General features: G+C 62.6%; 28 protein-coding genes. 14 read left to right on the forward strand and 14 right to left on the reverse strand.

The window, feature by feature from the left end:
• The first annotated feature begins 99 nt into the window (after positions 1-99).
• Entirely contained in the window at positions 100-564 is a 465-nt protein-coding gene (locus SFY93_RS23875; protein WP_184518298.1) for a DUF488 domain-containing protein, read from the forward strand.
• A gap of 199 nt (positions 565-763) precedes the next feature.
• The gene (gene bcsS, locus SFY93_RS23880) at positions 764-1,540 is read left to right on the forward strand and encodes a cellulose biosynthesis protein BcsS (protein ID WP_320444859.1); all 777 of its coding nucleotides are present in this window, start codon (positions 764-766) and stop codon (positions 1,538-1,540) included.
• Positions 1,541-1,548: 8 nt separating this feature from the next.
• Here the strand turns inward: bcsS and SFY93_RS23885 are convergent, their stop codons facing one another.
• From SFY93_RS23885 to SFY93_RS23930, 10 genes are all read right to left on the reverse strand, one after another.
• Positions 1,549-2,871: an adenylate/guanylate cyclase domain-containing protein gene (locus tag SFY93_RS23885; protein WP_320444860.1), complete on the reverse strand. Its 1,323-nt coding sequence runs from the start codon at positions 2,869-2,871 to the stop codon at positions 1,549-1,551.
• A 53-nt stretch (positions 2,872-2,924) separates the two neighbouring features.
• Positions 2,925-3,305 (reverse strand): DUF4189 domain-containing protein, encoded by a 381-nt coding sequence (locus SFY93_RS23890; protein WP_414716963.1) that lies wholly within the window; start codon positions 3,303-3,305, stop codon positions 2,925-2,927.
• A 101-nt stretch (positions 3,306-3,406) separates the two neighbouring features.
• A complete protein-coding gene (locus SFY93_RS23895) occupies positions 3,407-5,011 on the reverse strand; it encodes an NTP transferase domain-containing protein (RefSeq protein ID WP_320444861.1) in 1,605 nt (534 codons plus the stop codon).
• A complete protein-coding gene (locus SFY93_RS23900; protein WP_320444862.1) occupies positions 5,008-5,724 on the reverse strand; it encodes an XdhC family protein in 717 nt (238 codons plus the stop codon). Before SFY93_RS23900 ends, SFY93_RS23895 begins: the two co-directional genes overlap by 4 nt.
• Complete coding sequence (locus SFY93_RS23905; RefSeq protein ID WP_068736040.1) at positions 5,721-6,050, reverse strand: XdhC family protein; 330 nt, start codon at positions 6,048-6,050, stop codon at positions 5,721-5,723. Before SFY93_RS23905 ends, SFY93_RS23900 begins: the two co-directional genes overlap by 4 nt.
• Positions 6,051-6,061: 11 nt before the next feature.
• A complete protein-coding gene (locus SFY93_RS23910) occupies positions 6,062-7,228 on the reverse strand; it encodes a vWA domain-containing protein (protein ID WP_175365834.1) in 1,167 nt (388 codons plus the stop codon).
• A gap of 194 nt (positions 7,229-7,422) precedes the next feature.
• Positions 7,423-8,331 carry an AAA family ATPase gene (locus tag SFY93_RS23915; RefSeq protein ID WP_320444863.1) on the reverse strand — a complete coding sequence of 303 codons (909 nt, stop codon included), beginning with the start codon at positions 8,329-8,331 and terminating at the stop codon, positions 7,423-7,425.
• Between the two features lie 38 nt (positions 8,332-8,369).
• Positions 8,370-9,176 carry an FAD binding domain-containing protein gene (locus SFY93_RS23920; RefSeq protein ID WP_120292718.1) on the reverse strand — a complete coding sequence of 269 codons (807 nt, stop codon included), beginning with the start codon at positions 9,174-9,176 and terminating at the stop codon, positions 8,370-8,372.
• A 46-nt stretch (positions 9,177-9,222) separates the two neighbouring features.
• Positions 9,223-9,708, reverse strand: coding sequence for a (2Fe-2S)-binding protein (locus SFY93_RS23925; protein WP_089264990.1), 486 nt, complete (start codon positions 9,706-9,708; stop codon positions 9,223-9,225).
• Between the two features lie 171 nt (positions 9,709-9,879).
• Positions 9,880-10,326 (reverse strand): SRPBCC family protein, encoded by a 447-nt coding sequence (locus tag SFY93_RS23930; protein ID WP_089264991.1) that lies wholly within the window; start codon positions 10,324-10,326, stop codon positions 9,880-9,882.
• A gap of 209 nt (positions 10,327-10,535) precedes the next feature.
• Here SFY93_RS23930 and SFY93_RS23935 point away from each other — a divergent pair, with 209 nt between their 5' ends.
• The 3 genes from SFY93_RS23935 to SFY93_RS23945 are packed head-to-tail and all read left to right on the forward strand — an operon-like array spanning position 10,536 to position 13,090.
• The gene (locus SFY93_RS23935) at positions 10,536-11,885 is read left to right on the forward strand and encodes a 3-carboxy-cis,cis-muconate cycloisomerase (protein ID WP_320444864.1); all 1,350 of its coding nucleotides are present in this window, start codon (positions 10,536-10,538) and stop codon (positions 11,883-11,885) included.
• A 22-nt stretch (positions 11,886-11,907) separates the two neighbouring features.
• Positions 11,908-12,687 carry a 3-oxoadipate enol-lactonase gene (gene pcaD, locus SFY93_RS23940; RefSeq protein WP_175365821.1) on the forward strand — a complete coding sequence of 260 codons (780 nt, stop codon included), beginning with the start codon at positions 11,908-11,910 and terminating at the stop codon, positions 12,685-12,687.
• A gap of 13 nt (positions 12,688-12,700) precedes the next feature.
• Positions 12,701-13,090 (forward strand): carboxymuconolactone decarboxylase family protein, encoded by a 390-nt coding sequence (locus tag SFY93_RS23945; protein ID WP_120292724.1) that lies wholly within the window; start codon positions 12,701-12,703, stop codon positions 13,088-13,090.
• A 12-nt stretch (positions 13,091-13,102) separates the two neighbouring features.
• Here SFY93_RS23945 and SFY93_RS23950 read toward each other — a convergent pair whose 3' ends face one another.
• Together SFY93_RS23950 and SFY93_RS23955 are read right to left on the reverse strand one after the other, a co-directional pair.
• Entirely contained in the window at positions 13,103-13,714 is a 612-nt protein-coding gene (locus SFY93_RS23950) for a hypothetical protein (protein WP_320444865.1), read from the reverse strand.
• Between the two features lie 236 nt (positions 13,715-13,950).
• On the reverse strand, positions 13,951-14,103 hold the full coding sequence (locus SFY93_RS23955) for a hypothetical protein (protein WP_170849538.1): 153 nt from the start codon (positions 14,101-14,103) through the stop codon (positions 13,951-13,953).
• Positions 14,104-14,420: 317 nt separating this feature from the next.
• Between SFY93_RS23955 and SFY93_RS23960 the strand changes: the two genes are divergently transcribed.
• The 7 genes from SFY93_RS23960 (at position 14,421) to SFY93_RS23990 (ending at position 22,054) form a co-directional block, all read left to right on the forward strand.
• The gene (locus SFY93_RS23960; RefSeq protein WP_089264995.1) at positions 14,421-15,338 is read left to right on the forward strand and encodes an ABC transporter permease subunit; all 918 of its coding nucleotides are present in this window, start codon (positions 14,421-14,423) and stop codon (positions 15,336-15,338) included.
• Positions 15,339-15,348: 10 nt separating this feature from the next.
• A complete protein-coding gene (gene livM, locus SFY93_RS23965; protein WP_320444866.1) occupies positions 15,349-16,671 on the forward strand; it encodes a high-affinity branched-chain amino acid ABC transporter permease LivM in 1,323 nt (440 codons plus the stop codon).
• On the forward strand, positions 16,668-17,498 hold the full coding sequence (locus tag SFY93_RS23970; protein ID WP_089264997.1) for an ABC transporter ATP-binding protein: 831 nt from the start codon (positions 16,668-16,670) through the stop codon (positions 17,496-17,498). The genes livM and SFY93_RS23970 overlap by 4 nt, the downstream gene beginning before the upstream one ends.
• An 11-nt stretch (positions 17,499-17,509) precedes the next feature.
• A complete protein-coding gene (locus SFY93_RS23975; protein WP_320447839.1) occupies positions 17,510-18,232 on the forward strand; it encodes an ABC transporter ATP-binding protein in 723 nt (240 codons plus the stop codon).
• 147 nt (positions 18,233-18,379) lie between these two features.
• Positions 18,380-19,489 (forward strand): branched-chain amino acid ABC transporter substrate-binding protein, encoded by a 1,110-nt coding sequence (locus tag SFY93_RS23980; protein WP_320444867.1) that lies wholly within the window; start codon positions 18,380-18,382, stop codon positions 19,487-19,489.
• Between the two features lie 304 nt (positions 19,490-19,793).
• Positions 19,794-20,909, forward strand: coding sequence for a branched-chain amino acid ABC transporter substrate-binding protein (locus tag SFY93_RS23985; RefSeq protein WP_093756457.1), 1,116 nt, complete (start codon positions 19,794-19,796; stop codon positions 20,907-20,909).
• Between the two features lie 206 nt (positions 20,910-21,115).
• The gene (locus SFY93_RS23990) at positions 21,116-22,054 is read left to right on the forward strand and encodes an IS110 family RNA-guided transposase (protein WP_320444434.1); all 939 of its coding nucleotides are present in this window, start codon (positions 21,116-21,118) and stop codon (positions 22,052-22,054) included.
• A 252-nt stretch (positions 22,055-22,306) separates the two neighbouring features.
• On the opposite strand, the gene SFY93_RS23995 is transcribed toward SFY93_RS23990, so the two are convergent.
• A complete protein-coding gene (locus tag SFY93_RS23995) occupies positions 22,307-23,041 on the reverse strand; it encodes a cytochrome c biogenesis CcdA family protein (RefSeq protein WP_320444868.1) in 735 nt (244 codons plus the stop codon).
• A gap of 138 nt (positions 23,042-23,179) precedes the next feature.
• Between SFY93_RS23995 and SFY93_RS24000 the strand changes: the two genes are divergently transcribed.
• Positions 23,180-24,172: a P1 family peptidase gene (locus SFY93_RS24000; RefSeq protein WP_320444869.1), complete on the forward strand. Its 993-nt coding sequence runs from the start codon at positions 23,180-23,182 to the stop codon at positions 24,170-24,172.
• A 67-nt stretch (positions 24,173-24,239) separates the two neighbouring features.
• Complete coding sequence (locus SFY93_RS24005; RefSeq protein WP_184518332.1) at positions 24,240-24,491, forward strand: KTSC domain-containing protein; 252 nt, start codon at positions 24,240-24,242, stop codon at positions 24,489-24,491.
• On the opposite strand, the gene SFY93_RS24010 is transcribed toward SFY93_RS24005, so the two are convergent.
• Positions 24,456-25,205: an EF-hand domain-containing protein gene (locus SFY93_RS24010; RefSeq protein WP_320444870.1), complete on the reverse strand. Its 750-nt coding sequence runs from the start codon at positions 25,203-25,205 to the stop codon at positions 24,456-24,458. The two genes, SFY93_RS24005 and SFY93_RS24010, sit on opposite strands and share 36 nt — an antisense overlap.
• Positions 25,206-25,233: the final 28 nt, after the last annotated feature.

Below are 25,233 nucleotides of genomic sequence, written 5' to 3' on the forward strand. Positions count from 1 at the left end.
GTTTGTTGAGTTGACTATGTGCCATGTTGCAAATGGGAGCAACGCCTCGCGGCTGGCCGCGACATTGTGCCAATCATCTGTCGATCACGGGGTGCTCACATGGCCCGCAAGATACCTCGCCTCTTCACCGTCGGTTACGAGCAGACGCCAGCGAAAGCCGTGCTCGATGAACTGCAAAATGCCGGCGTCAAGCTGCTGGTCGATGTGCGTGCCGTTGCCGCATCGCGGCGGCCGGGCTTCTCCAAGAATCAACTCGCCGCCGGCCTCGACGAGCGCGGCATCGGCTACATCCATCTGCGCGGACTGGGTACGCCCAAGGACGGCCGCGAAGCCGCACGCAGCGGCAAGCTCGCAGCGCTCGAAAAGATCTATATGGCTCATCTCAAGACACCGCAGGCACGGGAGGAGATGGATGAGCTGGCGGCGCTCGTGACGAAGTCCGGACCGGTCTGCATCCTCTGCTACGAGCGCGACCACGAACACTGCCATCGGCGCTGGATCGCCGAGATCATCGAGGAGCGCGAAGGCGCCAAGGTTCAGAACCTGCTGCCGCCACAGCTCTGACGGCGTTTAGATCACTCCAAGCAGATTTTTTCGGATTCTCACTTATCCACACTGGACGGCGGCTTATCCCCAAGATAATCTACCTTAAGTTGTATTATTTTGTTGCGTTTCTGTTGCGTTGGGTGGGGGCTCGATGCGTTGGGGACTGGCGTTACGCGCATTATGCGTTGCGGCGGCCGCACACTCCTGCGGCGTAGCCTTGGCTCAGGATGTCGGCGAGATCGATGCCACGATCGAGCCGGCATCCGACTCATCGAGCTTCTGGTCGCCCCTGTTCGACACGCGTATCAAAAAACGGCGCGCCTTCGATTTTCTCTCCGGAGGCATGCCGGACCGCCTGATGTATTTCGGCGGCGTGGACGCGTCGCATTGGAGCCTTGGTGCCTATTTGGGGCTGCAATGGGCTCCCGCCGGCCTTAACAAGGACGGCTTCATTCTGCGTTTCTTTCTGTCGGAAAACCTTGAGCGCTACACGACAGGCACGCGCTCCGACTACACCCAGATCAGCCGCGCGGCGATCCTGCCGGGCTACCTCATCCGAACCGGCAATCTGGAAGTTCAGCTATTGGCTGGCCTCGATATGGAAGCCGACTATTTCTACCACGATCAGCGCCGCTCCCGGCTTCGCGCGATGCTCGGCGCGCGGGGCACGATGGATGTCTGGTGGGAGCCGACACGCGAGCTGATGCTGCAATATGCCATCTCGGGCACGACCATCGATACTGGCTATACGACGCGCATTGCAGCCGGCTGGCGCCTGTTCGATTTGTTCTGGATCGGCCCGGAGGCTGCACTGTCGAATGACTATTTCAGCCAACAGACCCGGATCGGCGGCCATCTGACTGGCTTGCGCACCGGTCCCTACGAATGGTCATTCGCCGCGGGACATGTGCGGGACAATTTCGAGCGCCAGGGAGTCTATGCGCGCTTCGGCATGGTCATGCGACCGCCCCGCGCGCCATTCTTCGAGAACTGACGCAGCACTCAGCCCAATCGCCAGATCGCCTGCGGCAGGTCATAGCCGCGGATCGGCACATCGCCGAGCAGCTCCGCATCGCTGCAAGTGTCGCCCAAGGCATCGCGTATGGAAGCAGAGATCAGCAGTTGCGAGCCGAACTGTTTGTTGAGCGCCTCAAGCCGAGCCGCGAAGTTCACGGTATCGCCGATGACGGTGTATTCCTTGCGGCGCGGGGAGCCAACGTTGCCGGCAATCACGGCCCCAATATGAAGCCCGATGCCGATGCGCAGGGGCCATTCACTGTCCCGATTGCTTTGCTCGACAGCTATGAGCATCTCGCGTGCCGCTTGTACGGCGCAATGCGCCGCGTTCGGATCCTCAATGGGCGCTCCGAACAGCGCGAGAAATCCGTCCCCGAGAAACTTGTTTACGATCCCCGAATGGCGATCCAACACATCGACCAGCAATGCAAACGTCTCGTCGAGCCGCTCCACCACCTGGCGCGGCGAATGCACACGGGTCGCTGCGGTAAAGTTACGGATATCGACGAACATCACCGCGACGTGACGCATCTCGGTCGTGGAGCTCGTTCCCGACGCCAACAACCGTTCCACAACCTGCGGCGAGACATGCTGACCGAACAGATTGGTGACACGATCGCGCGCCGAAGTTGCCGCGATGCTCGCCTCGAACTGGCGACGGAGTTGCAAGCCGACGGCGCCTGCAAGAATACCGCAGAGCAGGACCATGGCGCTGCGGATAAGCTGAAACGCAAAATCCGGTGCCGGTTCCGAGGCGAATTGCACCGGATGATACAGCATGGCCAGCGCGAGCATCTGGGCGGCCGCGACAAAGCCGGTAAATGTCGACAGCCAGAAATCGAGCCGAAGCGTGGATAGAATGATGAAGATGAAATAGGACAAAGGCGCCGCAAATGCCAACGCCGCCGCCGGCCCCATCCAGCCCATATGGAGATGCAGTGCAGCCGTTGGAATGCTGGTCTCGATGAGTGCGCTCAGATAGCGCCGCCCCTGCGCAATATCCTGCCCTGCAGCGATGCGCTGATTGACCTTGTAAAGAACGAAGAACTCGAACAGCAGCAGCGGGCCCGTGATCATAAAAGACGATTTAAGATCGAACTGGCCGTTGGATATGCGCGCGAAGCTCGATGGCGCCAGCAGATAGGCGATGGACAGCGACAGCGTCACGATCACCACGGTGCCAATGACCGTCTTGACCCGCAACCGTTCGGTCAACAGCATCTCGCGGCTCAGCGCCTTGCGAAATTCGCGAACGGACGGATCGGCGTCGGCGGCAGACTTCAGAAGTGTCCGGAAAAATTGAATCATTGCAGCAGTCTAGCTGCCGCAGGCGCATTGAACGAGATATTTGTCGGGGAGCTCTAGCCCTTGGCGTCGCAGGCCCAGGCGCGGATGACACATTCCTTACCGCCGTAGTCATAGCATTTCTTGGTCGCCTGGTTCAGCGAACTCGAAATACGGGGCGCCACGGCATAGCCGTGTGCGCCGCAGGGATTCTTCATATCCACGGCGAAGGCTGCACAGGCACGGTTCATCGTTACGATCGTGCATTCGCCCTTGCACTGCTTTTTAGCGGCCGCCAGCGCCGCCCCCTGCGCCTGATAGTCGAAGGCCTGGCCATAGGCACCGCACTTGCCCACGGCGAGGGCACCAGCGGCCGAAGCCACGTCCACGGCACCGACGCTCATCAACAAGGCAACGGCGAGAATCGCGCGACGACGCGCGGCAACAAACAGTGACAATTTCCCCTCCCCCGAGGTCGATCGAGGCAGACGCTAAAGGAAGGGCGTTTCAACTTGGTGAACGAAAGTGCAATGCGGCGGCCCGCCGCATACGCCATGCGTTAGCCGCTCCGCGCGTCTTCCAGCGCCTGCGGTGTATCGATATCGAGGAAGGCGCCGTGACCTTCGACCGCCACATCGGCAACGGCTTCGGCGTGCTTCATGATCAGGTGCCGAGCGCCGATATCGCCGTCCAACGTCATCAACTCATTGAAGAAGCGCCGAGACCACAACACGGGATTACCGCGACGGCCCTCGCTTACAGGGACGACGATGAGGTTGCCGCGATCCGGCGCGAAGGCTTCGATCAACCGGTCGATCAAGCGGGCATCGATCAGCGGCATGTCGCCGAGACAGACCACGGCTCCATTGGCATCGGCCGGGACCGCCGCGATGCCGGCTTTCACCGAACTGGCAAGGCCATCAGCAAAATCAGGGTTGTAGACGAACGTGACTTTGAGTCCGGCCAGCGCCTTCTCGACCTCCGGCGCCTGATGACCTGTCACCACCGTTACGCTCGACGCTTTCGATGCGATCGCCTGTTCGGCGACTATCCGGACCAATGCCTTGCCGTTGAGTTCGGCGAGCAACTTGTTCGGCCCCCCCATCCGGGTCGAACGACCGGCGGCCAGAATAACGGCGGCGACGTTTCTGTTGCCATCGCTGCCGACGGGCACGCGCGGTTGCGGCCGGGTGACGATTTCCATCAGCAAACCGCCGACGCCCATGCCTGTGAGATCCGAACGCGTGACCTTGAGACCGGCCAGCAGCCGCATCAACACCCAATCGAAGCCGTTCTCGACTGGGGATCGCGCACAGCCCGGCGCACCCAGCACCGGCACGTTGCCGGCCCTGCCGATCAGCAGCAGATTGCCGGGATCGACCGGCATGCCGAAATGCTCGATGGCGCCGCCGATTTGCTCGATCGCCGACGGAATGACGTCACGGCGGTCGGCAATGGCCGAGGCGCCGAACACGATCACTAGCTCGGCGCCGAGCCCGAGCAATTCCTTGATTGTTTTCGCCAGCACTTTCTCGTCGTGCGGCACGCGGCGCTCGGCGATGATCTTCGCACCAGCAGGCGCAAGGCGCTCTTCGGTCACACGCAGTGTCTTGTCGATCACCTTCGGCGACAGCCCCGGCAACAGCGTCGAGACGATGCCGACTTTCTTGACCGTGTAAGCCGCGATTCTCATTGCGCCGCCCGAGGCAGCCTGGACGGCCGCGTCGCGCAGCGTACCGGCGACGCCGAACGGGATCAGCTTGACGGTCGCGATCATCTCGCCTTCGACCACCGGCTTGTAGGCCGCCAGCGTTGCAAAGGTGATCGCTTCATCGACCGCATTGATGCGATCGACGATGGCGCGATCGACGACCAGCACGCCCGGCGCCCCCGCAAACAGATTGGCGCGGCCCGTGAAGGCGCGCTCAACATTGACGCCCTCGCCCGCCACTGCCTGCGCGATGCTGGCGGCTGCGACGTCCTCGGACACGTCGCCCTCTTCGAGACGTACGACGACCACGTCCTTGACGCCGGCGCCGGTCAGCGCGGCGACTTCATCGGGACCGATAGTGGTGCCCTTCTTGAGAACGAGCGAACCCTGACGCAGCGTATGGACGGTCACGCCGCCAAGTGCATCCGCCGGACTGGCGGGACCGAACTTCATGGGTTGCTCACTTTGGACAATTCCGCGGGTATCGTCTTGGGCATGCGCAGTTCGGCGGTGATCTCGGCCATGATCGAGACCGCGATCTCCGATGGCGAAACAGCACCGATATTGAGACCGATCGGCGCCTTGATCCGCGCGAAGTCAGCCTCGCTGACACCCTGTGCCTTCAGCCGGTCGCCGCGCTTCGCGTGGGTTTTCCGCGAGCCGAGCGCGCCGATATAGAAGCAGCTCTTCTCGAACGCATGCAGCAACGCGGGATCGTCGATCTTCGGATCATGGGTCACGGCGACGAAGGCTGTGTAGTGATCGATGTGGAGGCCCGGCAGCGCCTCATCCGGCCATTCGGCGATCAGCTTCACGTCCGGGAAACGCTCGGGGCTGGCAAAGGCTGTGCGCGGATCGACCACCGTCACATCGTAATCCAGCGACCGCGCCAGCGGCGCCAGCGCCTGGCTGATATGGACGGCACCGATGATCACGAGCCGTGCAGTGGGCGCATAGACATTGAGGAACAGCTTCTTACCGTCGGACTCGACCATGGCGCTCTTGCCCATGCGGAGCTGCTTCTCGAGCTCGGCATGCAACGGATCAGCGCCGAAATCGGCGGCCTTCACGAGGCGTTGTGTTCCGTCGGATATATCGGTGATCAAAATGACAGGACGCCGGGCGGCGCGCTCGGCGTTCAGAGTGGCAAGTGTCTCGGCTTTCACGACTGGCCCACCTTCTCGACGAACACGCGGATGGTACCGCCGCAGGACAGGCCGACATTCCAGGCGGTCTCGTCTGCCACGCCGAATTCGAGCAATTTGGGCTCCCCACTCGCAATCACGTCGAGCGCCTCGGTCACCACGGCGCCTTCGACGCAACCGCCGGAGACCGATCCCAGGAAGGTGCCGTCGTCATTGATGACGAGATTCGAGCCTGCGGGGCGCGGCGCCGACCCCCACGTCTCAACCACGGTGGCCAACGCCACGCCGTGCCCGGCCTTCTGCCACGCCTCGGCGGCCTGCAGGATGTCTTCATCGCGATTGAGCATGGAAGCCTCTCTTAAGCTGCGGGCCGGATCAGGCTGCGGTGATGGACCGGGGGCGCCGATGACAGCGCCTTGATCAGTCCGTCGATCGAACTCAAATTATGCACCGGGCGGAATTCGTCAACGTGCGGGAGCATCATTTTGATGCCCTGCGCCTTCGGCTCGAAGCCGTCGAAGCGCAACAACGGGTTGAGCCAGATCAACCGCCGGCAGGAGCGATGCAGCCGGTCCATCTCGAAAGCCAGCTGCGAATCCGCCTCGCGCTCCAACCCGTCGGAGATCAACAGCACGATGGCGCCCTGGCCGAGTACGCGGCGTCCCCACAGCTTGTTGAAATTATGCAGCGACGCGGAAATGCGCGTGCCGCCGGCCCAGTCTTCCACCGAGGCCGAGCACGAGGCCAGCGCCTCATCGGGATCACGCGAGCGCAGCGCCCGCGTCACATTGGTCAGCCGGGTGCCAAACAGAAAAACCGAGACGCGCTTGCGGGCGTCCGTAATGGCATGAAGGAAGTGCAGGAACAGCCGGGTATATTCACTCATCGAGCCGGAGATATCGAGCAATGCGACAATCGGCGCCGGCTTATCAATCAGGCCTAGCCTGCGGATGTCGATGATGTCGCCGCCCGTGCGCAGGCTGCCACGCAGTGTGCGCCGCAGATCGAGCCGCGCGCCGTGCTTGTCCGGCTGGGTGCGGCGCGTGCGCAATTCAGCTTGCGGCAGCCGCATATTCGCGATGGCGCGCGTGACCTCGGCGATCTCCGCCGCGCTCATCTGGGCAAAATCCTTCTTCTGCAAAACCTCTCGGTCGGAGACCGAGAGCCTGATCTCCTGCTCCTGGGGCGCCTCTCGCTCTGTGCCCTGCGCCGGCTGCGCCATCGCCTCCTGCACGCGGCGCGAGGCCGGCGGCGGCTTGCGTTTGGCATCGTCGGGCAACGGCACCGAATCCAGCATCTGCTTCCATTCGTCGGCCGCACGGAAGAACAGATCGAAGGCCTGGGCGAACACGAGCGCGTGCTCGTGGCGCTTGACGAAGATCGCTTCCAACGTCGTAAACACGTCAGCGCGCTTGCCGATCTCGATCATCTGCAAGGCATTCAGCGCATCGATCACCGCCCCCGGCCCGACCGGAAGCCCGGCGGCGCGGAGCGCACGCGCAAAACCGATGACATTGTCTGCCATCTGGCCGGTCGGTGGGTTGAGATGGTCGATGGGCAAACCTAACTCCGTCGTTCCGGGACGGGCGCGCCACTTGCGCGACCGAACCTCAACCACTCCAATTGGAGTGGTGGGGAACCTCGATGTGTTCAACTACTTTGGGATTCCGGGTTCGCGTTCGGCTATCGCCGCCCGCGCCCCGGAATGACGAGTTTCAACTAGTCGCTCGTCGCTTCCTTGATCACCTTCGCCAGCGCATCGCCCTGCATGCGCTGGATATCGTCCTGATACTTCAACAGCGCGCCCAGCGTATCGCCCACCACCTGAGGCGTCAGCGAGCGGGCGTCGAGTTCGGTCAGCGCGGTCGCCCAGTCCAGAGTCTCGGCGACGCCCGGCGATTTGTAGAAATCCTGGTCGCGCAGTGCCTGCACGAATCTCACCACCTGCTGCGAGAGCTTTGCGGAGATGCCCGGCACCCGCGACTTGACGATGGCGAGTTCGCGCTCGGCGTTGGGATAGTCGACCCAGTGATAGAGACAACGCCGCTTCAGCGCGTCGTGGATTTCACGGGTGCGGTTCGAGGTGACGATGACAATCGGTGGCGCCGGCGCCTTCACGGTGCCGAGTTCAGGAATGGTCACCTGAAAGTCGCTGAGGATTTCGAGGAGATAGGCTTCGAACGCCTCGTCCGCGCGATCGAGCTCGTCGATCAGGAGCACCGGCGCGCCGTTGACGTCCGGCTCCAGGGCCTGCAGCAGCGGACGCTTGATAAGATAACGCTCGGCGAAGATGTCGCTGGCTAGCTGATCACGGTCGGTATCGCCGGCAGCTTCCGCCAGCCGGATCGCAATCATTTGCGATGCGCTGTTCCACTCATAGACAGCGGAAGACACGTCGAGGCCTTCATAGCACTGCAGCCGGATCAGCTTGCGGCCGAGCGCGGCCGACAGCACTTTGGCAATCTCGGTCTTGCCGACGCCGGCCTCGCCTTCGAGAAACAGCGGCCGGCCCATTTTCAGCGAGAGATAGGTGACTGTCGCCAGCGAACGCTCGGCGAGATAGCCGCGCGATGTCAGCAATTCCAGCATGCCATCGACGGAAGTGGGGAGCGCCGATGGCTTAGTCATGAGAGAACCAATCCGGAAAAGTGCGGACCTGACAAATATCAGGCCCGGTTGTTGGCAGCTTCGACCGCACGCTTGGCCAGCACGCCGATCAGATGCGCCCGATATTCGGCGCTGCCATGGAGATCGCTGTTGAGGCCCTCGGCCGGCACCGTAAGCCCGTCCAGCGCCTTTGGCGAGAACCGCTTCTGCAATGCAGCCTCGAACTCCTCGACGCGGAACACACCATCCGAGCCCGCACCGGTGACGGTGACGCGCACGCCCGAGGGCAGACGCGCCACGAACACCCCGACCAGCGCGTAGCGCGAGGCCTGGTTGCGGAACTTGATATAGGCGGCCTTCTTCGGCACGGGGAAGGAGACCTTGGTAATGATCTCGTCGGCCTCCAGCGCGGTCGTGAACAAGCCCTGGAAAAATTCTTCCGGCTTCAGCTTGCGCTTGTTGGTGGTGATGGTGGCGCCGAGGGCCATTACAGCTGCCGGATAGTCCGCCGTCGGATCGTTATTGGCCAGCGAACCACCGATGGTACCCTTGTGGCGCACAGCGGGATCGCCGATCAGGCCGGCGAGTTCGGCCAGTGCCGGAATGGCTTCGCCAACGATCGGCGATGACGCGACAGCGGCATGCTTGGCGAGCGCGCCGATCACCAGCGAGCGGCCCTTCATCTCGATGCCGTCGACACCCTCGATATGCGAGAGATCGATGATATGCGGCGGTGCCGCCAAACGCTGCTTCATGACCGGCACCAGCGTGTGACCGCCGGCAATCAGCTTGGCGTCTTCGTTCTTGATGAGGAGATTGGCGGCCTGCCGCACGGTCGACGGACGATGATATTTGAATTCGTACATGGGTGGGGATCCCTGATTCGCGGTGCGCGATTATCGTTGTGCGTCGTTATGCGAGATCGGACTTCGCCATCGCCTTGGCGCCGGCTGCAATCGACGCCACGATGTTCTGATAACCGGTGCAGCGACAGAGATTGCCTTCGAGTTCTTCGCGGATCAGATGATCGCTGAGATCATGTCCCTTGCGATGCACGAGGTCCACCGCGGTCATGATCATGCCGGGGGTGCAAAAGCCGCACTGCAGGCCGTGATGCTCGCGAAACGCTTCCTGCATCGGATGCAGCGGCGCTCCATCGGCTGCGAGGCCTTCGATGGTCTTCACCTCGTGACCGTCGGCCATGACAGCGAGCGTGGTGCAGGACTTCACGGCCTTGCCGTCGAGATGCACAACGCAGGCGCCGCATTGCGACGTGTCGCAACCCACATGGGTGCCGGTGAGCCGCAGATTCTCACGCAGAAACTGCACCAGCAATGTGCGCGGATCGATATTGCCGGTGACGGGATTGCCGTTCACGATCATCGAGATTTTGGCCATATGCACTCTCTTGGTCCGCGTCCCATTGCGTGGCGACACGGTCATTAAAATCATTCCAAATGCATAATATGGCCCATCCCGGCAATGAGCAACCTCAAGTCGGGACGGTCTCTGGTGTGTTTTTCTGCGGTATCAAGCACACTTGATCGCCGCTATCAGACGCTCCGCACCTTAGCCTTGAACGGCTTTGGCGAAGTTTGCGAAGAACTCGTCGGCGATCTTCTTGGCTGAACCGTTGATCAGGCGCTGACCGAGCTGGGCCAACTTGCCGCCGATCTGGGCTTCCACATTGTAGGTCAGGAGCGTGCCGCCATCCTTGTCGGTCAGGCCGACGACAGCGCCGCCCTTGGCAAAGCCGGCCACGCCGCCCTCGCCTTCACCGGTGATCTTGTAGCCGTTGGGCGGATCGAGATCGCTCAGCGTGACCTTGCCCTTGAAGCGGGCGGAGACCGGGCCGACCTTGATCTTGGCGGTGGCGCGGAAGCCCCCCTCCTCTGTGGTCTCGAGCTCTTCGCAGCCTGGGATACAGGCCTTCAGCACTGCGGGGTCGTTGAGCTTCCCCCATACCACTTCGCGGGGCGCGGCAAGCTGGACTTCACCGCTCATCGTCATGGCCATGGGTCTGTCTCCTGAATTTGTCGCCGTCCGGAATTGAGGTGTCATCCCCAAGGGATTGAACCCTCAATCCCAAGTAATGCACGGACGGCGCAAAGGAAAGACCGTCCGGCGAGATGGGGCGATGCCTATTCGCAGTGCAACAGGCGACGGCGACAAGAAGATTGCGGGGGATTGGCAGACTCTCGCCGGAATGGTTAGGTCCCGCACAGATGAGCACATCCCTGTCCCCTCTGCTGGCACCCTTGTTGTCGAGCCGCGCGATGCGTGCGGTTTGCGATGATACCGCCCATTTGCAGCATATGCTGGACTTCGAAGCCGCACTGGCGCGGGCCGAGGCCGCAGTCGGGGTGATTCCCGCCAGCGCCGTGACGGCCATCGAGGCCGCCTGCAAAGCCGACCAGTTCGATCTCGCTGCACTCGCCGATGCAGCCACGCGTTCCGGCAATCTCGCCATCCCGCTGGTCAAGACGCTCACCGCCAAAGTGGCGAAAGCCGATGCCGAGGCCGCACGCTACGTGCATTGGGGCGCCACCAGTCAGGACGTCATCGACAGCGCAACCATGCTCGGCCTGCGCGCGGCCATCGACGCCCTGCTCGCGGATCTCGACCGCGCCATTGCCGGCTTTGCAGCCCTGGCGATCAAGCACCGCAACACCGCTGTGGTCGCCCGCACCTGGCTGCAGCACGCGCTGCCGATGCCATTCGGGCTGAAGCTCGCTGAATATGCCTCGGCACTGCATCGCTCGCGCCTGCGCCTGAAGCGATTGCGCGCCGAAGGTCTCGCACTGCAATTTGGCGGCGCCGCCGGCACGCTGGCTGCGCTCGGCGACAAGGGCCTCGTCGTTGCAGAGCAGCTCGCCAAGGAATTGCAGCTGCCGCTGCCCGATGCGCCATGGCACACCCATCGCGACCGTATCGCCGAAGCGGCTTCAGTGATGGCGATCCTGTCCGGCAGTTGCGGCAAGATCGCCCGTGACGTCTCGCTGATGATGCAGACCGATGTCGGCGAAGCGTTTGAACCGTCGGGTGAAGGCCGCGGCGGCTCCTCCACCATGCCGCACAAGCGCAATCCCGTGGCATCAGCCTCCGCGCTTGGCGCCGCGACCATGGCTCCGAATCTGGCTGCAACGATCTTTGCCGCGCAGATCCAGGATCACGAGCGCAGTGCCGGACCGTGGCACGCGGAATGGCCGACGCTGCCGACGCTCCTGCTGGTAACATCGGGCGCTCTTGCCGCCATTGTCGATATCGCCGAAGGACTCGAGGTCGACACCGAGCGAATGCGCCTCAATCTCGATGAAACCAACGGGCTCATTATGGCGGAAGCCGTGACCTTTGCACTCGCCGAAAAGCTCGGCAAGAGCGACGCCCATCATCTGGTCGAGGCCGCAACCAAGCGCGCCGTCGCCGAGAAGAAACATCTGCGCGATATTCTCACGGCCGATCCCAAGGTCAGCGCGCAGCTTAGCGCTGCCGCGATCGCCAAACTGTTCGAGCCGATGGATTATCAGGGCGTCTCGCAAGCCCTGATCGACCGCCAGCTCGCCTCACTCAATTAAGAAGAAACTCGGGAGACACACCATGCCCATGATCGACGCCGACGGCTGCCTGCTGAATGTCTCCGTGGAGGGCCGCGACAGCGGGCCAACGCTGATGATGTCGAATTCACTCGGCTGCACCATGGCGATGTGGGAGCCGCAGATGCCGGCGCTGACAAAGCTGTTTCGTGTGATCCGCTACGATCGGCGCGGCCACGGCAAGTCCGGCATGAACGGCCCGACCTCGATGGAGCGCTATGGCAAGGACGTGCTGGCGATCCTCGACGATCTCAATATCGACAAGGTGCATTGGTGCGGGTTGTCGATGGGCGGCATGGTCGGCCAGTGGTTAGGCGCCCACGCGCCTGAGCGGTTCAACAAGATCATCCTGGCCAATACCAGCTGCTACTATCCGGATCCGACCAACTGGCACAACCGCATCAAGGCGGTGCGCGAGGGTGGCCTCAAAGCGGTGGCCGACGCCGTCATCGGCGGCTGGCTCACCGCCGACTTCCGCGAGCGCGAGCCCGAGACCACCGCGAAGATGAAGGCGATGCTGATCGCCTCACCGGTCGAAGGATATCTTGCTGCCTGCGAGGCGCTGAGCACGCTCGATCAGCGCGCACTGCTGCCCAAGATCAAGAGCCCAACGCTGGTGATCGCCGGCCGTCAGGACAATGCGACGCCGGTTGCGGCTGGTGAACTGATCCGCAGCAACATCCCCGGCGCCAGCATGACGCTCCTGGATGCCGCACACATCTCGAACGTCGAACAGCCTTACGCATTCACTGACGCCGTAGTCGGCTTCCTGACACAGCGCTGAACGGAGACCTTAGATGGACGAGCAACAGCGCGCCGCCGAAGGCACCGCAAAACGCCGCAAGGTTCTCGGCAATGCCTGGGTCGACAAATCGGCCGCCGGCAAGAACGCATTCAATGCGGATTTTCTCGACCTGATCAGCCGCTACGCCTGGGGCGAGATCTGGACGCGGCCGCATTTCGACGACCGCACGCGCCGCGTATTGGTGATCGGCACCATGCTCGCACTCGGCCAGTGGGATGAATTCCGCATGCATGTGCGCGCCGCGCTCACCGAAGGCGGCTTCACACCTGACGACATCAAGGAAATCCTGCTGCAGCAGGCGATCTATTGCGGCGTGCCGGCGGCCAATCATGCCACCAAGGAAGCTGGCGCGATCATCAAGGAGCTCGGGCTGGCCATTTAGGCGACCTTTTATTTAGGCAACCTTCTGCAAAAGCTCCGCGTCGTTGGCTGCCTTGCCCGGCTGCCTGGGATCAAGCTCCTGCCCCGCCGCGCGACGCAGCGGCGGCTCGATCGCCATCAGCACCGCGGTGCCCAGCAGCAGCAGCAATTCTGTGATGTGCAGCCGCATCGCGGCGATCTCGCCGACTTTCGATGCCATCATCATACTGGCGAACGAGATCACGCCACCGATACCAAGCGCCATCATCAACGCCTCGTCGCAGCCGCCCGTCTTGCGGATTTTCGGGCGCGTGATGAACACCAGGAATACCGTGAAGAAAGCCACCACCGTCAGCTTGCCGACGGCGAGCAGCCACGCATAGCGCACCGTGCCCATGCTGGAAAATTGCATGTAGTCGCTGAGAAACAGCGCCAGCGAAATATTGGGCCGCTCATAGAAGCCCTGGATCGGCGAGACCATGATGCGGAACGCGAAGATCGTCCAGGTCGGGATGAAATAGCAGGCGATCAGCGCGCCCGTGAACGTGCTGATCCGCCAAGTCTGAAACGTACCGGTCTGAAACGTGCCAGCCTGGAGAGTTCCACCCTGATGGGCTCCGGTCTGGTCTGCGCTGCTCTGATCCATCACGTCGTCACCGCTCTGCCGGCGACTCGCAGGAGTCGCACGCCTGCGCCGACGTAACGCCCGTTCAATCAGACGGACAACGTAAACCAATTGGTAACCTTAATTCGAAAATTGCCGGGATAACGGCGGTGGAATACGATCGGGACTTGCCAAACGAAAAGCCCCGCCTTTCGGCGGGGCCTTCCACATGGGTCGCTGAGAACGACCCAAATCTCGATTGATGTCTGCCTGACCGCCTATCTCTGGCCCTGCCGGCCGGGGTCCTGCTCATGGTCGGGCTTCATTCCACCGCCCTGCTGCTGACCGGGCTTCTGGCCCTGCTGCCCGGGGTTCTGGCTCTGCTGGCCTGGCTTCTGCTGACCGGGCTTTTGCTGGTTCTGATTGGACATCTTCAATCTCCTGTGTTGAACCATTCAACGCCCGACAACGTGCAGCCCCGATCTTCGTTTCGGTTCCCGCGTGATGATTGCAAGGCCGTTGCACGGCGCAACTGTGACACCGGAACAGCCGCAAATAAGGCGGGGATTTGTGTGCGCTGCGGCGCAAGTGAACGGACGCCAATCGCCGCGAAAAACAGCATGTACAGGCTACTTTAGCCGCACCGGCCCCTGTTGCCGCCTCCAATGGCCGCTGTTAGAAAACGATACAACGACGCAATGATCCGGCTGCCGGATCATGGTGGCGCCTCACTCGAATTCGGCAGCGCATGGATTATTTCGCCCAGCAACTGATCAACGGACTCGTGCTCGGCTCCATCTACGGCCTGATCGCGATCGGCTACACGATGGTCTACGGCATCGTCGGCATGATCAATTTCGCCCATGGCGACATCTTCATGATCGGCGGCTTCATCGCGCTGATCACTTTTCTCATCCTGGTGTCGATCGGCCTTACCGCGGTGCCGGTGATCTTGCTGCTGGTGCTTCTGGTCTCGATGGCAATCACCTCGCTCTATGGCTGGACCATCGAGCGCATCGCCTATCGTCCCCTGCGCCACTCCTTCCGCCTTGCGCCTATGTTGTCGGCGATCGGCATGTCTTTCGTGCTGACCAATTTCTCGCAGGTCGCACAGGGCGCCCGCGTCAAGCCGGTGCCGCCGATCATCACCGGCGGCTACACGCTGCACGAAGGTGCCGACGGTTTCGCCGTACGCTTGTCCAACATCCAGATCATCGTCGTCATCACCACCATCGTGCTGCTGGCGCTGTTCACCTGGCTGGTCGCGCGCACGCGCCTCGGCCGCGACATGCGCGCCTGCGAGCAGGACCAGACCATGGCGTCACTGCTCGGCGTCGATGTGGACCGCACCATCTCCATGACCTTCGTGATCGGCGCAGCCTTGGCTGCGGTCGCGGGCATGATGTACCTGCTCTATTACGGCCTGGTCGATTTTTTCATGGGCTTCGTCGCCGGCATCAAGGCGTTCACCGCCGCCGTACTTGGCGGCATCGGCTCGCTGCCTGGTGCCATGCTCGGCGGCTTGCTGATCGGCCTGATCGAGACATTGTGGGCCGCCTACTTCTCGACCGAATACAAAGACGTCGCCGCCTTTTCGATTCTGATCGTGGTGCTGATCTTCCTGCCGACCGGCCTGCTCGGCCGTCCCGAAGTCGAAAAAGTCTGACGGGATCCAAGTGGCAGCAAACACATCACAAGCTAAGACTGCCCGCGGGCCGGACGCCGCATTCATCCTGAAGAAGGCCGTGATCTCCGCACTGGTGGCGCTGGTGCTGTTCTCGTTGATGATCGGCATCCGCACCGAGGCCGGCTCCGACGGGCAGCTGACCTGGTGGACGCGCTTCGGCGATCTCGCCGCCATGGTCGCCGTGGTGTTCGGCGGCAGTATCGTTATGGAGTTGCTGCGCCGCTGGTGGGGTCCAGTGGACACCGTGCGCGTCGTGCCGCCATCGGCGCAGAAGGTATTTTCCTTCGCTGGCCGTGCGCTGGTGCCGGCGCTGTTGATCTTCACCTTCCTCGTCCCGGTGATCTTCTACGACGAGCGTTACATCCTCGATCTCGGCATTCTCGTGCTGACTTACGTGATGCTCGGCTGGGGCCTCAATGTGGTGGTCGGCCTCGCCGGCCTGCTCGATCTCGGCTATGTCGCCTTCTATGCCGTCGGCGCCTATTCCTACGCGCTGCTGGCCACCAATTTCGGCCTGTCGTTCTGGATCTGCCTGCCACTCGCCGGTATCCTCGCGGCATTCTTCGGTGTGCTGCTCGGCTTTCCAGTACTGCGGCTGCGCGGCGACTACCTCGCCATCGTTACACTGGCCTTTGGCGAGATCATCCGCCTCGTCATCATCAACTGGCAGACCCTCACCGGCGGCCCCAACGGCATCTCCGGCATTCCGCGTCCCACGATGTTCGGCATTCCGCTGACGCCCGGCGATGACGGCCTCGCTGCGCGCCTTGGCATCGAGTTCTCACCGACCCATCGCATCGTCTTCCTGTTCTATCTGATCCTCGCGCTTGCACTGCTCACCAACTGGGTCACCATCCGACTGCGCCGCCTGCCCATTGGCCGCGCCTGGGAAGCGCTGCGCGAGGATGAAGTCGCCTGCCGTGCGCTCGGCATCAATACGACGACGACCAAACTCACTGCCTTCGCCACCGGCGCCATGTTCGGCGGCTTCGCCGGCGCGTTCTTTGCGACCCGTCAGGGTTTCATCAGCCCGGAATCCTTCACCTTCCACGAATCCGCACTGGTGCTGGCCATCGTCGTGCTCGGCGGCATGGGCTCACAACTCGGCGTGGCGCTCGCAGCCCTCGCGATGATCGGCGGCTTCGAACTGTTCCGCGGGCTCGAGCAATTCCGCATGCTGGTATTCGGCGGCGCCATGGTGCTGCTGATGATCTGGCGCCCGCGCGGCCTGATCGGCCACCGCGCCCCCACCGTCTTTCTCGAACGCAACACGGTGATCTCGTCCGACCTCGTCAAAGAGGGGCACGGATGAATATCAACGACATTCTCAGCGTCGAGAATCTGACGATGCGCTTCGGTGGCATCGTCGCCGTCAACGATCTCTCATTCACGGCCGAGCGCGGCAAGATCACTGCGCTGATCGGCCCCAACGGTGCCGGCAAGACCACCGTCTTCAATTGCATCACCGGCTTCTACAAGCCGACATCCGGCACTATCAAGCTGCGCCACAGCGACGGTGAATGGCGGCTGGAGCGGCTGAACGACTTCCGCATCTCGAAGATCGCCAAGGTCGCGCGCACCTTCCAGAATATCCGGCTGTTTCCCGGCATGACCGCGCTGGAAAACCTGATGGTGGCGCAGCACAACACGCTGATGCGCGCTTCTGGCTTCACTCTTCTCGGCCTGTTCGGCGTGCCCAGCTATCGCGCCGCCGAGAAGGCTGCGATCGACCTCGCGCGCTATTGGCTCGATCAGATCGGCCTGCTGGAGCGCGCCGATGATGCCGCCGGCAACCTGCCTTACGGTGACCAGCGCCGCCTCGAAATCGCCCGTGCAATGTGTACCGAGCCGGCCCTGCTCTGCCTCGACGAACCCGCTGCCGGCCTCAATGCGCGCGAGAGCGCCGCGCTCAATGAGCTCTTGCTGAAGATTCGCGCCGAACATGGCACATCGATCCTGCTCATCGAGCATGACATGTCCGTCGTGATGCAAATCTCCGACCATATCAACGTACTCGATTACGGCGTGAAGATCGCCGACGGCACGCCGCAGCAAATTCGCGACAATCCCAAAGTCATCGCCGCCTATCTCGGCGCGGATGAAGAGGAAGCCATTGCGGTGATGGAGGGCGAGACGTGAGCGCTGCCCCCATGCTCGCCATCGCCGGCCTGCACGCATCCTATGGCAAGATCGAAGCGCTGAAAGGCGTCGATCTCGACATCAAGCGCGGCGAGATCGTCGCACTGATTGGTGCCAATGGCGCCGGCAAGTCGACACTGATGATGACGATCTTCGGCAAGCCGCGGGCGCGCTCGGGCGTGATCACCTATGACGGGACGGACATCACCGACCTACCGACCCACGAGATCGCGCGCATGCGCATCGCGCAATCACCCGAAGGCCGCCGGATTTTCCCGCGTATGAGCGTGGCGGAAAATCTGCAGATGGGCGCCGACGTCAATGAGAGCACGCCGGCCGAACGCGCTGAAAGCCTAGACAAGGTGTTGGCGCTGTTTCCGCGGCTCAAGGAGCGCATGACCCAGCGCGGCGGCACACTGTCCGGCGGCGAACAGCAGATGCTGGCCATCGGCCGCGCGCTGATGAGTCGCCCGCGCCTGCTGCTGCTCGACGAACCCTCGCTGGGTCTGGCACCGCTGATCGCCAAGCAGATTTTCGATGCGATCCGCGTGCTCAACAAGCAGGACGGATTGACGGTGCTGATCGTCGAGCAGAACGCCAATCACGCGCTGCGTTTGGCCCATCGCGGCTATGTCATGGTCAACGGGTTGATCACCCTGTCGGGCACCGGCAGCGAATTACTGAAAGCCCCGGAAATCCGTTCCGCCTATCTCGAAGGCGGCCGGCACGGCTGACGGATCGATATCCTTCATCGCATGACGATCGAACACGCAGAGCGATGCAAACAATCGACACTATTCTGAAGGTAGAATGATGCGCCAATCGCGATTCCGTCACGGCGTCGCGTTTGTCTGCATTCGAACGGAACACGGGGACTTCCTATGAAATTCATCAAACTCATCGGCCTGACGGCGGGCGCTTCGATCGCGTTTGCGTCCGTTGCACTGGCACAGGATATTCCTGTCGCCGTCGCATCATCGATGACCGGCAGCGAATCCGCCTTCGGCCGCCAGTTCAAGAATGGCGCCGAACTCGCCGTCGCCGATATCAACGCCGCCGGCGGCCTGCTGAACAAGAAGCTGGCGCTGCAGGTCGGTGATGACGCCTGCGATCCCAAGCAGGCGCGCTCGATCGCCGAGAAATTCGCCAGCGCGCGCATTCCGTTCGTCGCCGGTCACTATTGTTCGTCCTCGTCGATCCCGGCATCCGAAGCCTATGCCGACGGCAATGTGCTGCAGATCTCACCGGGCTCGACCAATCCGCTATTCACCGAACGCAAGCTCGCCAATGTGCTACGCGTCTGCGGCCGCGACGACCAGCAGGGTTTTGTCGCCGGCGAGTACATTGCCAAGAACTACAAGGGCAAGAATATCGCGATCCTGAACGACAAGACGACCTATGGAAAAGGCCTCGCCGACGAGACCAGGAAGGCGCTGAACAAGGCCGGCGTTACCGAGAAGATGTTCGAGAGCTACAACAAGGGCGACAAGGATTTTAATGCTATCGTCTCGCGCCTGAAGCGCGACAATATCGATCTGGTTTACGTGGGCGGCTATCACCAGGAAGCCGGCCTCATCGTGCGCCAGATGCGCGACCAGGGCCTTAAGACGGTGCTGATGGCGGGCGACGCTATCAACGACAAGGAGTTCGCCTCGATCACCGGCCCGGCTGCGGAAGGCACGCTGTTCACCTTCGGTCCCGATCCGCGCAACAAGCCGACCGCCAAGGCGATCGTCGACCGCTTCAAGGCCAAGAACATCGATCCCGAGGGCTACACGCTCTACACCTATGCGGCGTTCCAGGTCTGGTCGCAGGCCGTCGCCAAGGCCGGCACCACCGACACCAAAAAGGTGATGGACGTGATCAAGGCCGGCGAATGGGACACCGTGCTCGGCAAGCTGGCCTTCGACGCCAAGGGCGACATCAAGGCGATCGACTATGTCGTCTACAAGTGGGACGCCAAGGGCGACTACGCCGAACTGAAGCAGTAAGCCTGCCGGCCGCATCTCTCCCGCATAGCGAGAGGTGCGGCTCGCCTCACGTCATGATGTCGATGCCTGTGCCGACGTGACGCGACTGCCCACACCAGGGCGGTTTCGCATCTTTTTTGATCCGCCAGAGCGGGCTCGCACAGCGAAAGCTCTTGCGACGACCTGCCGCAGCCGGACTCGCAGGCAGGCTGTTTGCGGCCGAAAATTGCCGATGACTCGGCATCAAAATAAGTTGAGAATGATCCTATCGTTCGGGCGGCCGGATTGCGTTTGTGGCCGAAAACTCTTTGCGAGGATCATCCCCATGAAACCATTGAATGTAATCGGCCTGGCCTTTGCCGCGTCGCTGCTCTCAACCGCAGCTTTTGCACAGGACATCAACGTCGCGGTCGCCGGCCCGATGACAGGCGGCGAATCGGCCTTCGGCCGCCAGATGAAGAACGGCGCCGACCAGGCTGTGGCCGACCTCAATGCCGCTGGCGGCGTGCTCGGCAAGAAGCTGGCGCTGCAGGTCGGTGACGATTCCTGCGATCCCAAACAGGCCCGCTCGATCGCCGAGAAGTTCGCAAGCTCCAAGGTGCCGTTCGTCGCCGGCCACTTCTGCTCGTCATCGTCGATCCCGGCATCCGAAGCCTATGCCGACGGCAACGTGCTGCAGATCACCCCTGCCTCGACCAACCCACTGTTCACCGAACGCAAGCTCGCCAATGTGCTGCGCGTCTGCGGCCGTGACGACCAGCAGGGCCTTGTCGCCGCCGACTACATTGCCAAGAACTTCAAGGGCAAGAACGTCGCGATCCTCAACGACAAGACCACTTACGGCAAGGGTCTCGCCGACGAGACCAAGAAGGCGCTCAACAAGGCCGGCTTCACCGAAAAGATGTTCGAGAGCTACAACAAGGGCGACAAGGACTTCAACTCGATCGTGTCGCGTCTGAAGCGCGACAATATCGATCTGGTTTATGTCGGCGGCTATCATCAGGAAGCCGGTCTTATCCTGCGTCAGATGCGCGACCAAGGCCTCAAGACCATATTGATGGCCGGCGACGCCATGAACGACAAGGAATTCGCCTCCATCACCGGCCCCGCGGCAGAAGGCACGCTGTTCACCTTCGGCCCCGATCCGCGCAACAAGCCGACCGCGAAGGCGATCGTCGAGAAGTTCAAGGCTAAGAACATCGATCCCGAAGGCTACACGCTCTACACCTATGCAGCGTTCCAGGTCTGGTCGCAGGCCGTTGCCAAGGCCGGCTCCACCGACACCAAGAAGGTGATGGATGTGATCAAGGCCGGCGAATGGGACACCGTGCTCGGCAAGATGGCCTTCGACGCCAAGGGCGACATCAAGGCGATCGACTACGTCGTCTACAAGTGGGACGCCAAGGGCAACTACACCCAGATCGACGCGAAGGGGACCTGAGGCGACGCCGCGAGCGCTTCCCTTAACCTTGTAACTTGCCTCCCGCCGTTTCTGCTAAGCTATGCGGAGCGGTGGCAGGCGGGAGACCGAGTAACCTGAGGGACACCAAGCCCGTGGGAGAGCGCGGGTCCTTGCTTGCCGTTCCATCGAACCCGAACAGTCGCTTGGGCCGCTCAGCAAGCCCGGTTGCGCAAGGATGGGATCAGATGGACGCGATTTATGTTGGCATCGATGTGTCGAAGGATCGGTTGGACGTGGCGATGCGTCCGGGCGGTGAGAGTTTTGCGGTTGCCCGCAATGGTGCGGGGATCGATGATCTGATCGCGCGGCTGAAAGCGCGACCGCCACTGGTGGTGGCGATCGAGGCGACCGGCGGCTTCGAGACGGTGGTCGCCGCAGGATTGGCCGGCGCCGATCTGCCTGTGGTGGTGGTCAATCCGGCACAGGTGCGCGCCTTTGCCAACGCCCTCGGCAAGCGCGCCAAGACCGATCCGATCGATGCCATGGTGATCGCGCATTTTACCGAGGCGACCAAACCGCAACTGCGGCCGCTTCCCGATGCCACGACGCGGCTGCTAGCCGATCTGGTGGCGCGTCGGCGCCAGATCGTTGAGATGATGGCCGCGGAAGGCCAGCGTGCGCGGCGCGTCAGCAATCCGCGCCTGAAGAAGAGCATCGCCCGGCTCCACAAGGCACTGGAGAAGGAGTTGTCCGAACTGGACGACGACATCGGCGATCACGTGCGGGGATCGCCGGCCTGGGCCGAGAAAGAAGACTTGCTGGCGTCGGTGCCCGGCATCGGTCCGACCATCGCGCGCAGCCTGATTGCCGAACTGCCGGAGCTCGGCACACTCGATCGTCGTCAGATTGCGGCTCTCGCCGGTTTGGCGCCATGGACCCGGCAATCCGGCCAGTGGCGCGGCAAGAGCTTCATCGGCGGCGGCCGGGCCAATGTACGCCGCGTGTTGTTCATGGGAGCGATGGTGGCCGCCCGCTTCAATCCGCAGCTCAAACTGTTCCGCGACAAGCTCGTCGCCGCCGGCAAGCCCAAGCTCGTCGCTATCATCGCCGTCGCCCGCAAGCTGCTCACCATCCTCAACGCTATCCTGCGAGACAAGACCCCATGGCAGCATCAAAACGCTTGACCAAAAAGACAGTCGCTCTCCCCGCTCTTTGCGGGGAGAGGTCGGGCGGCGAAGCTGACCGGGTGAGGGGCATGGTATGCACCTGCCCCATCTCGGACTATCGGATCGAATATTGTCCGGGCGGGTTGCTAACTTTGTTGATCTGCCGACCCGATAGATATCGGTTATGTCATCTCCAGCGTGAGGCCCCTCACCCGGCGCTGCGCGCCGACCTCCCCCCGCAAGTGCGGGGCGAGGTTAAGAGGGAGCCCCTCACCCGAAATTCTGCAGCGCGGGAAACGTCTCCAGCAGCCAGATGCTGGCATTCGACACGGCGCCGGTGAGAAACGCGATGCCGGTGATCACCATCAACACGCCCATCGCGCGCTCGACGTAGACGAGATGCTTCTTCATGCGCGCAAACACGCTGGAGAACTGCTCAACCATGAAGGCCGCCAGCAGGAACGGAATGCCGAGGCCGAGGGAATAGACCGCGAGCAATCCCGCGCCCTTGGTCACCGTTGCCTCTGCCGCCGCCACCGACAGGATCGCCGCAAGGATCGGACCGATGCACGGCGTCCAGCCAAACGCGAAAGCCAGACCCATCACATAGGCGCCCCACAGGCCGACCGGCCTGGGCATGCTCAGACGTCCCTCGCGCATCAGGAGCCCGATGCGTGTGAGGCCGAGGAAATGCAGGCCCATCAGGATGATCAGGATGCCGGCAACGATTGACAGTTCCGCCGCATAGGAGCGGATCACGCTGCCGACCAGGCTGGCGCTGGCGCCAAGCGCCACGAACACCGTGGAGAAGCCCAGCACGAACACGGCTGCCGAGATCATCACCGCGCGCCTGGAGGCCGCTTCCTGCTCGTCATTGGCGACGTGCTCGATGGTCGCGCCCGTGAGGTAGATGAGATAGGGCGGCACCAGCGGCAGCACGCAGGGCGACAGAAATGAGACAATGCCGGCAATCAATGCGGCGGGGATCGTGACATCGGAGATCATGCGGTTAGATGCACTGCTGACATGACGGGATGCAAGCGGGATGGATCAAATGCCCGCCACTTCCGGCTGTTGTGATCGCGCGTGATCGGTTGACCGGGCAGCCTTGCTGCGGTCTGGTCGGGCCAAGAGGGAACCACCATGAAGAACCTGCTCACCGATATCGCCGGCGTTCGCGTCGGCCACGCGGACGACGCCCAACTGGCCTCCGGCGTCACCGCCATCCTGTTCGACAGGCCGGCCGTGGCCTCGGTGGACATCCGCGGCGGCGGGCCGGGCACGCGCGAAAGCGCCCTGCTCGATCCTGTCAACACCGTGGACGCCATCCACGGCCTCGCGCTGGCCGGCGGCTCCGCCTTCGGCCTCGAAGCCGGCGGCGGCGTACAGGCCTGGCTCGCCGAACAGGGCCGCGGCTACCAGATCGGCAATGCCGTCATCCCCATCGTGCCAGGCGCGATCCTGTTCGACCTGCTCAATGGCGGCGACAAGAACTGGGGCCGCTTCCCGCCCTATCGCGATCTCGGCTATGCCGCCGCAGCGGCAGCCAGCGATGACTTCAAGCTCGGCAGCGTCGGCGCAGGACTCGGCGCCACGACGGTCAACTTCAAGGGCGGCATCGGCTCGGCTTCCGCCGTCACGCCATTGGGCGTGCGCGTCGCCGCGCTCGCTGCAGTCAATGCGGTCGGCAGCGTCACGATCGGGGATGGTCCACACTTCTGGGCGGCGCCATTCGAAGTCGGCAATGAGTTCGGTGGACACGGCATGCCGAACAAGTTGAAGCCCGAGATGCTGGCGATGCGTATCAAGGGCGGACCGGCGGCAACCTCGATCGAGAACACGACACTCGCCGTCGTCGTCACTGATGCGATCCTGACCAAGGCGCAGGCACGGCGTCTCGCCATGATGGCGCAGACCGGATTCGCGCGCGCGATCTATCCGGTGCATGCGCCGCTCGATGGCGACATCGTGTTTGCGGCCGCGACGGGCGAGAAGCCGATCGATCCGCTGGTGGGTTTGACGGAGCTCGGCATGATCGCGGGTAATGTGATCGCCCGCGCCATCGCGCGCGGCGTGTATGAAGCGACAGCACTGCCGTTTCCGGGCGCGCTTCCGGCGTTTCGCGACCAGAACTAGGTCATCGTTCCGCAACCAATCGCTCCGGTAATCGTTTCTACCCAAGAGACATTTCGGAGAACCTGCGATGCCGTCGACTGCGATTCGACATGTCACTTATGATCCGGTGAGCCGCGAACTACGCATCACCTTCACGAGCGGCCGCCGGTATGCTTATGCGCAGGTGCCGCCGGAAGTTCACGCGGCCTTCAGCAGCGCGGCGTCACGCGGCGCGTTCTTCAATCACCGTATTCGTGATCGCTTCGCCTATCGCGAACTGCCGCGTTCGGGATCAGAGCGCAGATCAGGCGCTGATCGCCAGCGTCGACTTCGCGTTTGAGATCTGCTGCGCCTGACGCGCGATCATCTTTTCGATCGCGTTATAGGACGAGCTTGCGGTTGATGACGTGGACGACGCCGGGACGGCCGTGGTCGAACTCACCGTCGATCCGTCCGCATAGGCGATAGACGTCGTGGTGCTGCCATCAGCATTCACCGTGGTCGTTGTGGTCGAACCAGCAGTGTCAGAGCCACCACCAGATCCACCGCCCATACCGCCGCCGCCGGCGTGATGTGCCTTACCGCCATTCAGCGCTGGGCTCAGTTCATCGATATTGACCGAGCCGTCACCGTTCTTGTCGAGTTCGGCGAATACCTTGTCGGCATTGGCAGTGTTGGTGCCGCCGGCGCCGAGCTTCTTCTCGAACTCCGCCTTGCTGATGCCGCCGCTGCCGTCGCTGTCGAGCATCCCCATCAGTCTTTTCAGCGAGTCGGCTCGTTTCGCCTCAGAGGCTGCCGTCGCGGGCTGGCTCTGGGCATCGAGCAGCGTGCTCATGGTGCCCGGGGCCAGCTTGTAGGAGCTGTTCGTGCTGCTGGTGGCGGAGGTTGCCGTCGATGACGTGGCGCTCGCCGCCGTCGACGTGCTGGCGACATCGAACGGGCTGGCGGTCTTCTGGGTGACACCGGTCGCGGTGGTCGCGGCCTTCGACTTCGACTTGGTGAGTGCCTGCAGCGCATCGATCGCGGTGGTGGCAGCAGCAAGGGCTGGCAGCATCGTCAAATTCCTGATCATGCCGCAGCGT

The organism is Tardiphaga sp. 42S5, from assembly GCF_034044155.1.
In the GTDB taxonomy this organism is placed as follows: Bacteria; Pseudomonadota; Alphaproteobacteria; order Rhizobiales; family Xanthobacteraceae; genus Tardiphaga; species Tardiphaga robiniae.